At 38.4% G+C, this 14,301-nt stretch carries 12 protein-coding genes and 5 tRNA genes; 1 reads left to right on the top strand and 16 read right to left on the bottom strand.

What is annotated here, in order from left to right; translation table 11 throughout:
• Nucleotides 1–6: 6 nt before the first annotated feature.
• The 16 genes from rpoB to E0Y80_RS03960 all read right to left on the bottom strand — a co-directional run bounded on the left by rpoB (nt 7) and on the right by E0Y80_RS03960 (nt 12,840).
• Nucleotides 7–3,816, bottom strand: coding sequence for a DNA-directed RNA polymerase subunit beta (rpoB, locus tag E0Y80_RS03885; RefSeq protein WP_156306102.1), 3,810 nt, complete (start codon nt 3,814–3,816; stop codon nt 7–9).
• 165 nt (nt 3,817–3,981) lie between these two features.
• The gene (gene rplL, locus E0Y80_RS03890; protein ID WP_156306103.1) at nt 3,982–4,362 is read right to left on the bottom strand and encodes a 50S ribosomal protein L7/L12; all 381 of its coding nucleotides are present in this window, start codon (nt 4,360–4,362) and stop codon (nt 3,982–3,984) included.
• 78 nt (nt 4,363–4,440) lie between these two features.
• Nucleotides 4,441–4,959, bottom strand: a complete 519-nt coding sequence (rplJ, locus tag E0Y80_RS03895) for a 50S ribosomal protein L10 (RefSeq protein ID WP_093098563.1) — start codon at nt 4,957–4,959, stop codon at nt 4,441–4,443.
• A gap of 2 nt (nt 4,960–4,961) precedes the next feature.
• Nucleotides 4,962–5,660, bottom strand: coding sequence for a 50S ribosomal protein L1 (rplA, locus tag E0Y80_RS03900; protein WP_156306104.1), 699 nt, complete (start codon nt 5,658–5,660; stop codon nt 4,962–4,964).
• A gap of 22 nt (nt 5,661–5,682) precedes the next feature.
• Complete coding sequence (gene rplK / locus E0Y80_RS03905) at nt 5,683–6,126, bottom strand: 50S ribosomal protein L11 (protein ID WP_094255405.1); 444 nt, start codon at nt 6,124–6,126, stop codon at nt 5,683–5,685.
• Nucleotides 6,127–6,280: 154 nt separating this feature from the next.
• Nucleotides 6,281–7,504 carry an FG-GAP repeat domain-containing protein gene (locus tag E0Y80_RS03910; RefSeq protein ID WP_197091480.1) on the bottom strand — a complete coding sequence of 408 codons (1,224 nt, stop codon included), beginning with the start codon at nt 7,502–7,504 and terminating at the stop codon, nt 6,281–6,283.
• Between the two features lie 84 nt (nt 7,505–7,588).
• Entirely contained in the window at nt 7,589–8,605 is a 1,017-nt protein-coding gene (locus E0Y80_RS03915) for a glycoside hydrolase family 18 protein (RefSeq protein ID WP_156306106.1), read from the bottom strand.
• 12 nt (nt 8,606–8,617) lie between these two features.
• Nucleotides 8,618–9,841 (bottom strand): DUF5009 domain-containing protein, encoded by a 1,224-nt coding sequence (locus E0Y80_RS03920; RefSeq protein ID WP_231595912.1) that lies wholly within the window; start codon nt 9,839–9,841, stop codon nt 8,618–8,620.
• A 255-nt stretch (nt 9,842–10,096) separates the two neighbouring features.
• Entirely contained in the window at nt 10,097–10,642 is a 546-nt protein-coding gene (nusG, locus tag E0Y80_RS03925; protein ID WP_093098554.1) for a transcription termination/antitermination protein NusG, read from the bottom strand.
• A gap of 20 nt (nt 10,643–10,662) precedes the next feature.
• Nucleotides 10,663–10,857 (bottom strand): preprotein translocase subunit SecE, encoded by a 195-nt coding sequence (secE, locus tag E0Y80_RS03930; protein WP_156306107.1) that lies wholly within the window; start codon nt 10,855–10,857, stop codon nt 10,663–10,665.
• A gap of 24 nt (nt 10,858–10,881) precedes the next feature.
• Nucleotides 10,882–10,952: transfer RNA gene (locus E0Y80_RS03935), tRNA-Trp, on the bottom strand.
• A gap of 158 nt (nt 10,953–11,110) precedes the next feature.
• The gene (gene tuf / locus E0Y80_RS03940) at nt 11,111–12,298 is read right to left on the bottom strand and encodes an elongation factor Tu (protein ID WP_156306108.1); all 1,188 of its coding nucleotides are present in this window, start codon (nt 12,296–12,298) and stop codon (nt 11,111–11,113) included.
• A 72-nt stretch (nt 12,299–12,370) separates the two neighbouring features.
• Nucleotides 12,371–12,442, bottom strand: a tRNA-Thr gene (locus E0Y80_RS03945).
• A 90-nt stretch (nt 12,443–12,532) separates the two neighbouring features.
• Nucleotides 12,533–12,605, bottom strand: a tRNA-Gly gene (locus tag E0Y80_RS03950).
• Nucleotides 12,606–12,659: 54 nt separating this feature from the next.
• Nucleotides 12,660–12,743: transfer RNA gene (locus tag E0Y80_RS03955), tRNA-Tyr, on the bottom strand.
• 24 nt (nt 12,744–12,767) lie between these two features.
• Nucleotides 12,768–12,840 (bottom strand) — tRNA-Thr (locus E0Y80_RS03960).
• A 288-nt stretch (nt 12,841–13,128) separates the two neighbouring features.
• On the opposite strand from E0Y80_RS03960, the gene E0Y80_RS03965 reads away from it, so the two are divergent.
• Nucleotides 13,129–14,298, top strand: a complete 1,170-nt coding sequence (locus E0Y80_RS03965) for a BamA/TamA family outer membrane protein (RefSeq protein ID WP_156306109.1) — start codon at nt 13,129–13,131, stop codon at nt 14,296–14,298.
• The last annotated feature ends 3 nt before the right edge of the window (nt 14,299–14,301 follow it).

Raw genomic sequence — 14,301 nt, forward strand, 5'->3', positions numbered from 1 at the left:
GCTTGATTAATCTAATGTGATATCTAAACCTAGTCCGCGTAGCTCGTGTACCAATACGTTGAACGATTCTGGTACCGATGGAGTTGGAAGGTTGTTTCCTTTTACGATTGCCTCGTAAGTTTTCGCACGACCTACAACATCATCAGACTTAACAGTTAAGATCTCTTGTAGGATGTTAGATGCACCGAATGCCTCTAATGCCCAAACCTCCATCTCACCAAAACGCTGACCACCGAACTGTGCCTTACCACCTAATGGTTGTTGTGTAATCAACGAGTATGGTCCAATTGAACGAGCGTGCATTTTGTCATCTACCATGTGTCCTAATTTCAACATGTAGATTACCCCTACTGTAGTAGGTTGGTCAAAACGCTCTCCTGTCAATCCATTGTATAAATAGGTACGACCTGATTTAGGTAATTCCGCTTTCTCTACCCACTCCTCTACTTGGTCCATTTCTGCACCATCAAAGATCGGTGTAGCAAACTTAACACCTAATTTCTGTCCTGCCCATCCTAATACAGTTTCATAAATCTGTCCAAGGTTCATACGAGATGGTACCCCTAATGGATTTAAAACGATATCAACTGGTGTTCCGTCCTCTAAGAATGGCATATCCTCATCACGTACGATACGTGCTACGATACCTTTGTTACCGTGACGACCTGCCATCTTATCTCCAACTTTCAGCTTACGTTTTTTAGCAACATAAACCTTAGCCATTTGAACAATTCCTGATGGAAGCTCATCTCCCACTGAGATCGCGAATTTCTCACGTTTGAATGCACCCAACTCCTCATTAAGCTTAATGTTGTAGTTGTGTAATGCAATCTTAATCATGTCATTCTTATCGTCATCAGTAGTCCAGCCTGTTGGATTAACGTTGTTATAATCTAGATCTGTAAGAATCTTTTGAGTAAACTTCGCTCCTTTTGCTACCAAAAGCTCTTTATAAACATTGTAAATTCCTTGTGAGGTCTTACCGTTTACAATCGTAAATAATTTGTCAACTAAACGATCTTTAAGAACTTTAACATTCCTATCATGTGCTACTTCTAGTTTCTCTAATGCTTTACGCTCTACTTCCTTAGACATTTTCTTAGCACGAGAGAATAACTTCGTATCAATTACAACACCTTTAATAGATGGTGGAGTTTTTAATGAAGCATCTTTCACGTCTCCTGCTTTGTCACCAAAGATGGCACGTAAAAGTTTCTCTTCTGGTGAAGGATCAGACTCTCCTTTTGGTGTAATCTTACCAATTAAGATATCTCCTTCGCCAACCTCTGCTCCGACACGGATAATACCGTTCTCATCAAGGTCTTTCGTAGCTTCTTCTGAAACGTTTGGAATATCAGCAGTCAATTCCTCCTCACCACGTTTTGTGTCACGAACTTCTAGTTCAAATTCCTCAATATGTAATGAAGTGAATAAATCTTGTGATACTACACGCTCTGAAATTACGATCGCATCCTCAAAGTTGTATCCTTGCCAAGGCATGAATGCTACTTTCAAGTTTCTACCTAATGCTAATTCGCCGTCCTCAGTTGCATAACCCTCACATAATACTTGTCCTTTTTCAACACGTTGTCCTTTTCTTACGATAGGCTTCAAGTTGATACAAGTATTTTGGTTGGTTTTCTTGAATTTAGTCAATCTATAAGCTTTCACATCATCATCGAAAGAAACTAAACGATCGTTGTCGTTTCTGTCGTAACGGATATGAATTTCTTGTGCATCAACATATTCTACTACTCCGTTTCCTTCAGCATTGATCAAAGTACGTGAATCTTTAGCTACGCGAGCCTCTAATCCTGTACCTACAACTGGTGCTTGTGGACGCAATAATGGAACTGCCTGACGTTGCATGTTCGATCCCATCAATGCACGGTTAGCATCATCATGCTCCAAGAATGGAATCAATGATGCCGCAATTGAGGTAATCTGGTTAGGAGCAACGTCCATATAGTCTAATTTCTCAGGCTCAATAATCGGGAAGTCACCCTCATATCTTGCTTTTACTTTCGCATCTAAGAAATTACCTTTATCATCATACAAAGCGTTTGCTTGTGCAATTGTTTTGTCATCTTCATCTTCCGCTGATAAGTAAACAACTGGTTTGTCAACAACAACCTTACCTTCTGCTACGATACGGTATGGTGTTTCGATAAATCCTAAGTTGTTAATCTTTGCATGGACTGAAAGTGATGAAATCAAACCAATGTTTGGACCCTCTGGAGTTTCAATAGTACACAAACGACCGTAGTGCGTGTAGTGAACGTCACGTACCTCGAAACCAGCACGCTCTCTTGAAAGACCACCAGGACCTAAAGCTGAAAGACGACGTTTGTGCGTAATCTCCGCTAATGGGTTGGTTTGGTCCATGAACTGTGATAACTGGTTCGTTCCGAAGAATGAATTGATAACCGATGACAATGTACGAGCATTGATCAAGTCCGTTGGTGTAAACACCTCGTTATCACGTATGTTCATACGCTCACGGATTGTACGTGCCATACGAGCAAGTCCTACACCGAATTGAGCATATAATTGCTCACCTACCGTACGAACACGACGGTTAGATAAGTGGTCAATATCATCCACCTCAGCTTTTGAATTGATCAAGTTGATCAAATACTTAACAATAGCAATGATATCTTCACGCGTTAATACTTTCGTATCTGATGGCGTATCAAGTTTCAATTTACGGTTGATACGGTATCTACCTACATCACCTAAATCGTAACGTTTATCCGAAAAGAACAAACGGTCAATGATACCACGTGCAGTTTCCTCATCAGGTGGTTCTGCGTTACGTAATTGACGATAGATATGCTCCACCGCTTCCTTCTCAGAATTCGAAGTATCTTTCTGTAATGTGTTATATATAATCGAATAGTCCGCATTGTTCGACTCATCTTCCTTAGTAAGGATAATGGATTTTACTCCAGCGTCGATGATTAAATCAATGTGGTCTTCTTCTAAGATTGTTTCACGCTCAAGAATAATCTCGTTACGATCAATCGATACTACTTCTCCAGTATCTTCATCCACGAAATCTTCTGTCCATTTGTTCAATACCCTAGCCGCTAAACGACGACCAACGTATTTCTTCAATCCAGATTTACTAACTTTTACTTCATCTGCAAGGTCGAAAAGTTCTAAGATTTCCTTATCCGAATCAAAACCGATCGCACGTAACAAGGTAGTAACTGGGAATTTTTTCTTACGATCGATATAAGCATACATAACGTTGTTTACGTCTGTTGCAAACTCGATCCAAGATCCTTTAAAAGGAATAACCCTAGCAGAATAAAGTTTAGTACCATTCGTGTGTCTACTTTGACCAAAGAACACACCAGGGGAACGGTGCAATTGAGAAACAATAACACGCTCCGCTCCATTGATAACGAAAGTACCTTTTGGAGTCATGTACGGAATTGTTCCTAAATACACATCTTGTACAATGGTTTCAAAATCTTCGTGTTCTTCATCATTACAAGATAACTTCAATTTTGCCTTTAAAGGAACGCTATAAGTCAAGCCACGCTCGATACACTCTTGAATATCATAACGCGGTGGATCAATGAAATAATCCAAAAACTCTAGCACAAAGATGTTTCTTGAATCAGAAATAGGGAAGTTTTCTGCGAAAACCTTGTAAAGCCCTTCCTGATGGCGGTTGTCAGAAGTAGTTTCTAATTGAAAAAACTCCTTGAAAGACTCCAATTGTACGTCCAAGAAATCCGGGTAATCAATTACCTTCTTACTTGTCGCAAAATTTACTCTTTCTTTTTGAATATTATTGTTTGCCAAGGGAATAAGAATTTAGTTTAAAAAAACTGAGCTAACATGTTGCTGATTTAACCTTCCGATCAAGCATCAGCAAAAACTTGATCCGTATACTATATATTATAAACAGGAATAGACTCTGATAGATTTGGACTATCAGAGTCTAAGTTTTTGGCGCTTTATGCGAGATTACTTAATCTCAACAACAGCTCCAGCTTCTTCTAATTGTTTTTTCAAAGCTTCTGCTTCGTCTTTAGAAACACCAGTTTTTAATTCTTTAGGTGCACCGTCAACTAAATCTTTAGCTTCTTTCAAACCTAAACCAGCTAAGTCTTTAACTAATTTAACTACAGCTAATTTCTGACCACCAGCTTCTTTCAAGATTACATCAAATGATGTTTTCTCTTCAGCAGCAGCAGCACCTTCGCCAGCACCTGGAGCAGCAGCAACAGCTACAGCAGCAGCAGCAGGCTCGATACCATACTCGTCTTTTAAGATATCAGCTAATTCTTTAACTTCTTTTACTGTTAAGTTTACTAACTGTTCAGCAAGTTGTTTTAAATCTGCCATTTTATTTTGAATTTTTGAATTTCTTTAAAAAATATTGTTAATTAAAATTTAACGAACGTCTGTTAATGTGAGGGTTCGTTAGCCTCTTTCTTCTAAAGCTTTTACTAAGCCTGAAATTGTATTTCCGCCTGATTGAAGTGCAGAAATAACGTTCTTCGCAGGTGATTGAAGTAATGCAATAACGTCTGCAATAAGTTCTTCCTTAGATTTAAGGGTAACTAATGCGTCAAGCTGGTTGTCACCAACAAAAGCAGTCTCTTGAATATATGCCGCTTTTAATACTGGTTTGTCACCTTCTTTACGTAATTGCTTGATCAATTTCGCCGGAGCATTCCCTGTTTCTGAAAACATTAAGGTTGACGCTCCTTTTAATACGCCAAAGATCTCTTCTGAATCAACACCAGCCTCTAACAACGCCTTCTTAATTAAAGTGTTTTTTACAACCTTAATCTCGATTCCTTGCTCGAAACATTTACGACGAATGTTATTCACCTTCTCTACTGTCAGATTAGCAGTGTCAGCAATGTAAAAATTACCGTAAGATTTAATCTGTTCAGCTAAAGCTTCAACAATTTCATGTTTAAGTTCTTTTCTCATGATTAAATTCCTGCTACTGATTTAGTTTCAATATGAATACTAGGACTCATAGTTGAAGAAATGTGAATACTCTTGAAGTACGTTCCTTTTGCTGCAGATGGTTTCAAACGTGAAATCGTTTGTAACACTTCTAATGCGTTGTCATAGATTTTATCTGCGTCGAAAGACACTTTACCAACTGAAGTATGGATGATACCCGTTTTGTCAACTTTGAAGTCGATCTTACCAGCTTTAACCTCAGTTACAGCTTTTCCTACTTCCGTAGTTACTGTACCTGTTTTAGGGTTAGGCATTAAGTTTCTTGGACCTAAAATACGACCCAATTTACCTACTTTCGCCATAACACTAGGCATTGTGATGATAATGTCAACGTCAGTCCAACCACCTTCGATTTTGCTGATATAGTCATCAAGACCTACGTAGTCTGCACCCGCCGCCTTAGCTTCTTCCTCCTTATCAGGAGTACATAAAACTAATACACGAACTGTCTTACCAGTACCGTGTGGCAATGTTGCAATACCACGAACCATTTGATTTGCTTTACGAGGATCTACGCCCAAACGAACGTCGATATCCACAGAAGCATCAAATTTGGTGTTGGTGATCTCTTTTACTAAAGCCGCAGCGTCTTTCAAAGAGTATGCTTTACCAGCTTCAATTTTGGATAGTGCCGCTTTTTGATTTTTTGTTAATCTAGCCACTTTCTTAAACTGATTTCGTTAATTAATTTTTCCAAGGAGCATCACCTGAAACAGTGATACCCATACTACGCGCTGTACCAGCAACCATTCTCATAGCTGATTCTACAGTAAATGCATTCAAATCTGGCATCTTATCCTCCGCAATTGTCTTTACTTGATCCCAAGTAATTGACGCTACTTTCTTACGGTTTGGCTCCCCTGATCCGCTCTTAAGCTTCGCTGCATCCTTTAACTGAACAGCTACCGGAGGAGTTTTAATGATAAAATCAAAAGATTTGTCGGCATATACAGTGATCACAACAGGTAATACTTGTCCTGGTTTGTCTTGCGTACGAGCGTTAAATTGCTTACAGAAATCCATAATGTTCACACCCTTAGCACCTAATGCAGGCCCTACTGGTGGAGATGGATTCGCAGCTCCGCCCTTCACTTGTAATTTTACTAACGCACTGACTTCTTTTGCCATTTTTTCTGTGATTTAATTTGTTAAATGTTTGTTAGTAAGTTGGAAGCAATAACGTAACATTTAATTTCTCGCCAGCGCAAACGCAATATTTGCAACCAAACGAGGTGCAAAGATAACTATAAAATCTATAAAATGAAAACTATTTTTTCTTTTTTTATTTACCCAATAATAACCGAACCTGATCACCCCAGGCACCTATCAATAAATCCGGAATCTTATCCCCGTTTACATCCCCCACACTCTGACCCCAGGCCCGCTCAACAGTAACCTTCGGAATAACTTCTTCCGTCGCAAAACTGAACCTACCCTCACCATCATTCCGCAATGCCTGAACTTGCATCGCCTCAAATGGCGGAATCTTTAAAGCACTCAATATAATATCCATATCACCATCACGATCAAAATCAATCACATTGGTAGCATACGTAGAAAAATCATAATCTGGAATCCTTTCCTCCGTTTCATCAACAAATTTCCCATCTCCTTTATTCATAAATATCCTTCCCCTTGAGTTTCGTTCCTTATTCCCACCATTACTGGTTAGGTTCGCAAAGAATATATCTGGCTTCCCATCTTTATCTGCATCAAATACGATAACTTCTCTTGAATGTAGCGGCTCCCTTTCAACTAAAGATCCTTCCCTTTCTGTGAACTTGCCCTTGCCATCATTAAAGTACAGCCGACTTGGTGGAGCCTCATTCGCTACCACCAAATCCAAATCCCCATCTCCATCCGCATCAAATAATTTCACAGACTGGCTTTGGCTTGTATAATCTGGCAACAGTTCTGCCGTAGAATCAATCAAAAATCCAGGCTTTTCCGAATTGTTCAACCATAAAAATAATCCCGGCTTATCTCCTGTATTGCCTATAACAATATCTGGAAGGCCATCTCCATTAACATCCCCAATATCCAAACCATTTCCTTCACTTTTTCCTAATAACCTGTCCGAAACATTCCGAAATGTACCATCTCCATTACCTAAATAATATTCATGATTTTGGTCGTCTTCAGCTACAAATACCACATCTACAAAACCGTCATTATCCATATCGGCAACCCGAACATGTTCGGTATCATGGTTAGCATCCGCAAAAACACCCTTCTTCCATGTGAAATTTCCATTTCCATCATTTATGTATAGCCGATTTGGCTGGTTTTCCAATGCTAATACGATATCTAATGAATTATCCCCATTGACATCTACCAAGACTACATCCAAAGCATGAGTCTTTGGATCCAATGGAATGCTGGTTTCTGTAATGTCTGAGAAATATGCTGTTTCATTATCCTGTCCATATAAACAAGTTTCCATTCCAAAAAGGAGTAAAAGAGCCGTAAAGCCCAATTTACTGGGTTTTAAAATTTGATTATTCATAAGCTTTATTTTATAATGGTTAACAGAAATAAAAGATAACCCCTTGTATGACAAACAATAAGATAACATTTTTGTTTGAAAACACTATTTCAATCCTTCATAAAGTGTCTTACTTAATAATAAATCATCGTTATCTCCATAAAACTCCCAATACATCGCCCCAAGGATTCCTTGTGATTTTATGTAAGCAGCCTTTTCTTTTAAGGATTTCTCATTTTCAAAAGTCAGTACCAAAGTTCCAGTTGAATCCACTAAGTACGGAACCTTCGATTTATCATCCCATTTCTCTGTGAATTGGGTCAATTTTGGAATATCTTTAAAGTTCACAAAATCATTAACCTGTTTTTTGTCACCCCTACCGTAAAATGGAATGCCCATTACTAATTTGCCTTTGCTAACTCCGGCATCTAAATGTGCCTGAAGGGCTTCAACAAATGTAATTCTCCCCGCAAGATCTGAACGATACAAACTATTATGCTGTAACGGTGGTTTTGAAACATCATACATCATTACATTGACAAAATCGATATACTTGTCGATTGCCCTGAAATCAATATATTTTCCATCTGCAATTGTCGCTAAGGTCAATAATTTCTTAGGCCCGATCTCCTTGCGGATATCACGCATCAATAAGGTAAAATTGTCGGTGTCATCGGCTGAGGAAGAAATCCCAGCTTCATTGCTCGTTGGATATTCCCAGTCTATATCTATACCGTCGAGATTAAATTCTTTCACGATCCTTTGACAATCTTTCGCAAAGCTCATTCTATACTTTTCATCCGCAGCCATCTCGCTAAATCTTCCAGATGTCCAACCGCCAATTGATAATAAAATCTTCAGATCTGGATTTATCTTTCTCAATTTTACTATCTCACGAAGTCTTTCTGGATTATCAAGCTTGATACCATCGAATGTTTGATTCACATGACCAAAGGCATAATTGATATGACTGATTAAATTGGGGTCAGGGATAGGCTTGGTCCATGACGTTACATAGGCAACGATATGTGGCTTTTTGCCCTGTGCATAATTTAATAAGGGGGCAACGACCAATAAAAGCATCCCAAAGATCCAAAGGACATTTCTCTCATTTCTTCTCATAATAAATTGTATTTATAGTTTAAGTTTAATTCCAATTCGGTTAAGGATAATGCCAAACCATAACATCAAGTACGCCCACACTAAAGAACCTAGCACTGCAAGCCACATGTACTCCCCTTGCTTATAGAACAAGACAGGAAGGCCAAATCCCCATATGATAAAGTAGATTATGTCTGGGGCAAGGTATGTGGTCAGCGAATTTTGTCCTGCCAATTCAAATAATCTACTGAATTTTGTGTAACCCCTTACGTCTATCCAATAATAAATTAAGACAAATATTAATATACTAATCCCATTGCATAACATTCCCCAAGATGGTGTTGCTAAAATTTTGGAGACTATAAACCATTGATGAAGAATCAATCCCAAAATCAAACATACCAATCCATATACGGAGAGATATATGGCAAGTTTTTTCCAATCGCTATTCATCTTTCGTACAATTAATGCCGCTAACAATCCAGATACAACGATCATAGGAACATTCCCACCTAATATGACATTAAACCAATCCTGCACGGGTGATAACATGGGAATAAGGCCACTCGATGAAATAATATTCAGAATTAGAAAGAATAGAACGGCAAGTATTCCCAATAAAATTCTTTCCTTGATGATAAGATAAACCGATCCTCCAGCTAGGTACCCCCAACCAATTAATCCTAGGATTCCCCACCAACTGCGTTCAAACCATCCGAGAGATTCTAATGTTCCTGACCTAAAAATAGACGCTAAGAAAATCATCCCTATAATCCCTAACCATTTCAATCTAAGAAACAGCTTGGTATTTCCTTCTTTTGGATAATTGTTCCATATCAGAAAAATAGAAACATACACCAATCCTAACCAAACTAATTTATTTAAACCTGTAAGTTCAGGGTTAAGGCTGCTTGAGTTAACAATCAAAAGTCCGATAATGATTAAACTGATGGAACGGCTGAGAATATGCAAGAATACCAGTACATCCGAATCACCTTTCTTCATCCTAGCTGTAACTGCATAAGGAATTGCCATACCTACCATAAAAAGAAATCCTGGAAACACCCAATCTGAAAGACCCATTCCATCAACCTCTGCTTCGCTGTGTAATAACCATTTTGGCACAGCAGCTGTGTACAGATCATTCACAAAAAGCATAAGAAATAAAGTTAAGCCTCGCATAATATCGATGGCTCGTACTCTGATTTTTACAGGAGCCGAAAGATTAGAAGATAAGGTTTCGGATTTCAACATCATTAATTTAGGTGATTCAATATTTAAATATAAAGATTTTAATATTATTCAGATAAAGGAGATTTATATATCGAGATAATCATTTATTATAGATATAGCAAACCAATGAAATCCTTTAAATATACATCCCAATAAAATTTACAAATTATTCTTGCTTTGGGATCATTTACCAAGCCCAGGAGCATTATACAACAAAAAAAAGCTCCATCCTGAAGGATAGAGCTTTTAAATTCTTTTGCTTTTCTAATGTTTCAAAGATTACTCTTTTTCAACTTGCATATAGTTCAATTCAAGAGGAGTTTTACGACCGAATACTTTTACCATTACGGTTAATTTTTTCTTGTCTTCGTGAACTTCTTCGATTTCACCTGTAAAACCATTGAAAGGACCGTCATTAACTTTTACTGTTTCGCCAACGTAATAAGGAACCGAGATAGATTCTCCTTGTTCTGCCATTTCGTCAACTTTACCTAAGATACGGTTAACTTCTGCTGGACGTAAAGGAATCGCATTACCGGCTTTATCACCTAAGAATCCGATTACACTATTTACATTTTTGATTGCGTGTTCGATCTCACCGTCTAATGCCGCTTCGATCAATACATATCCAGGGTAGTAGTTACGTTCTTTGGCTACTTTCTTGCCGTCGCGCATTTGGTAGTACTTCTCCATAGGGATAAGAACCTGAGTAACCAAATGTTGAATGCCTAAACGGTTGATTTCAGCTTCAAGGTATTGCTTAACCTTTTTCTCCTTACCGCTAACAGCACGCACAACGTACCACTTTAAACTTTGATCTGCCATAATACTGTTGGATTAGAAAATTAAGATGCTGTATTGTACAACAGTTCCATTATATTGCTTGATGCTTTATCCATAACGAAAATTATCAAAGCGATAATAATAGACGCAACAAGTACAATAATCGCGTGACTTTGTAATTGAGCCCATGTAGGCCAAGTCACTTTCTCGGTAACCTCTGTATAAGAGTCCTTAATAAAATCAAGTACTTTTGCCATTTTTTAAGTTTCTATTTTTATTAGCACGGGCACCAGGATTCGAACCCAGATCAAAGGTTTTGGAGACCTCTATTCTACCATTGAACTATGCCCGTGTAGATTTTTTTTGTGTTGCAAATATAGGCTTTAGACCTCATTACAACAAATATTATTTCAATTTATTTGCGATTTTCCGCAACTTATTTCGCAGTGAAAAAATAAGCTAATCAGCCTGAGCCAATTAGCTTATTTTTATTTAGATAATCTATATAGATTATTTAATGATTTCAGTTACCTGACCAGCACCTACTGTACGACCACCCTCACGGATAGCGAAACGTAGACCTTTTTCCATTGCGATCGCGTTAATCAACTTAACTGTGATTGTAACGTTATCACCTGGCATAACCATTTCAGTTCCCTCTTCTAGAGAAATCTCTCCAGTTACGTCTGTTGTACGGAAATAGAACTGAGGACGGTATTTGTTGAAGAATGGTGTATGACGACCACCTTCAGCTTTTGATAATACGTAAACCTCTGCTTTGAAGTCTGTGTGTGGAGTTACTGAACCTGGTTTACAGATAACCATACCACGACGGATATCAGTTTTCTCAATACCACGTAACAATAAACCTACGTTATCACCAGCCTCACCGTAATCTAAAATCTTACGGAACATCTCAACACCTGTTACTGTAGATTTCAAGTTTTCAGCTCCCATACCTAAGATCTCAACTGGATCTCCAGAGTTGATTACTCCTCTTTCGATACGACCTGTAGCTACTGTACCACGACCTGTGATTGAGAACACGTCCTCGATTGGCATCAAGAATGGAAGATCTGTCAAACGTGGAGGAATTGGAATGTAGTTATCTACAGCATCCATTAATTCCATGATTGAATCAACCCATTGTGTCTCTCCGTTCAATGCACCTAATGCAGAACCTTTGATTACTGGAACATCGTCTCCAGGGAATTCGTAGAATGATAATAATTCACGAACTTCCATCTCAACTAAGTCTAATAATTCACTGTCATCAACTAAGTCAACTTTATTCAAGAATACTACTAACGCAGGAACACCTACCTGACGAGCCAATAGGATGTGCTCGCGAGTTTGAGGCATAGGACCATCTGTAGCAGCAACTACGATGATAGCTCCATCCATCTGTGCAGCACCTGTTACCATGTTCTTAACGTAATCGGCGTGACCTGGACAGTCAACGTGCGCATAGTGACGGTTCGCTGTTTGGTATTCTACGTGTGAAGTGTTAATTGTGATACCACGCTCTTTCTCTTCAGGAGCAGAGTCAATTGAATCAAATGAACGAGCCTCTGAAAAACCTTTATCAGCTAAAACTTTAGTGATAGCAGCTGTTGTAGTTGTTTTACCGTGGTCAACGTGACCGATAGTACCAATGTTTAAGTGCGGTTTACTACGGTCAAATTTCTCTTTTGCCATGTTTATGCGAATTAGTAATTATAAAATATTTCTTTTAATTAATCTTACAAAGTTACAAAACTTATGTATTCGAGCCAAAGATGGGATTTGAACCCACGACCTCTTCCTTACCAAGGAAGTGCTCTACCCCTGAGCTACTTCGGCTTACAAAAAGCTTATTTACAGATATAAGCCTCTACCCTTTCAAAAATAAATTGTTAAGAAGACAGAGACTTAGATTTGTTTTATAAATTGAGCGGAAGACGAGGTTCGAACTCGCGACCTATAGCTTGGAAGGCTATCGCTCTACCAACTGAGCTACTTCCGCTTAATAGTTTAACACTCTGGATTACCTCTTTACAAAGGTAGAATGCAAACTTTTTGGTGGAGGGAGAAGGATTCGAACCTTCGAAGCCGAAGCAACGGATTTACAGTCCGTCCCATTTGACCGCTCTGGAACCCCTCCAGACCTACAACTTACGTTGTTTTGAGCCTCCTATCGGAATCGAACCAATGACCTACTGATTACAAGTCAGTTGCTCTACCAGCTGAGCTAAGGAGGCGTATTTAATTTAATAAAACTTTCTGTTTTAAAGAACGACTATCTTTGGATAGCGAGTGCAAAAATCTAATATTTATCTGATATTCGCAAGTTTTATTTTTTATTTTTTTTCTACTTAAAGAACTAAACCATTTCAGTACTTATTTTCCCGATTTGATGTTGCAAAGATAGCTACTCCAGCAACATATCAAAAATATTTATCCATTTTTTTTACTCCTGAAAACCATATCATTGATATGCAAGTAAATAATTTTCATTTTCCATTTCATTAGATACCCTATATTTGCACATGAATAATACATTTGCTTTGAAAAATTATATACATATTCTTATTTGCTTAGCCCTTTCAGCTTTAACTATTGCCCCAACTCACGCCCAAGAGAATCCCGGTTTCATCAATAAATTGATCAAAAAATTCGTCTCCTCCGAAAAAGATTCCTCTAGATCCGGAAGTTTTGTCGTCCTGCCCGCTGTGGGTTATGCCCAGGAAACTGGATTCGAATATGGAATCGCCAGTACTTACAACTTCTACATGGACAAAGAAAACTTAGACAGTAGAACCTCAAATGTAACACTGATCGGCACGCTCACAACCAAAAAACAAAAAAATATCAAGCTCACTTCAGATATCTGGACGAATAATAATGATTACCACTTTATCACCGAATTGAGATTCAGAGATTGGCCATTTAACTTCTATGGCATCGGTAATGATACTTGGAAAGAAGATGAGGATTACCTCGACCAAAAACTTTACCGAATCAAAGTTGATGGCGAAAAGAGATTTGCCCCTAATTTTTATGCCGGAGTCAACCTCAACTATGAAAATTTCGAATTCAACGATATCGAACCAGGAGGAATCTTTGAATCCCCAGAGGTATTTGCTAAGAAGGGCGGACAATACCTTGCAATAGGTATCTCTGCATTATATGACACTCGTAACAATACCACTTATTCAACTAATGGATTCTATGGACGAGCAAAATATAGTTATGCCCCTAATTTTTTTGGAAAAGATAATTATGTAGGAAACCAGATCGAACTGGATATACGTGGATTCTATCCCATCAACAAGCAATTAACCATTGCAGCTCAAGGATTATTCCGTGGCTCCTATGGTGATAATGTCCCTTTTTATGTTATGCGTGACTTAGGTGGTGATATGACCATGCGGGGTTATTATTTAGGAAGATATAAAGACAAAAACTACCTAACCGCTCAGGCAGAATTAAGATTTAGATTTCACCCACGCGTAGGAATCAATGGATTCCTGGGAACAGGAAGTACCTTCTCAAAACAGCATGATATTAGACTTATTCCTTCCTACGGAGCCGGTTTACGCTATTTCTTCTCCCTAGAACACAATAGCAGCATCCGATTCGATTATGCGTTCGGCGAACAACGCCCAGGTGAAAAAAAACAATCCGGATTCTACCTCAGCATTAGCGAAGCTTTCTAGACA

Source organism: Sphingobacterium endophyticum (assembly GCF_009733535.1).
In the GTDB taxonomy this organism is placed as follows: domain Bacteria; phylum Bacteroidota; class Bacteroidia; order Sphingobacteriales; family Sphingobacteriaceae; genus Sphingobacterium; species Sphingobacterium endophyticum.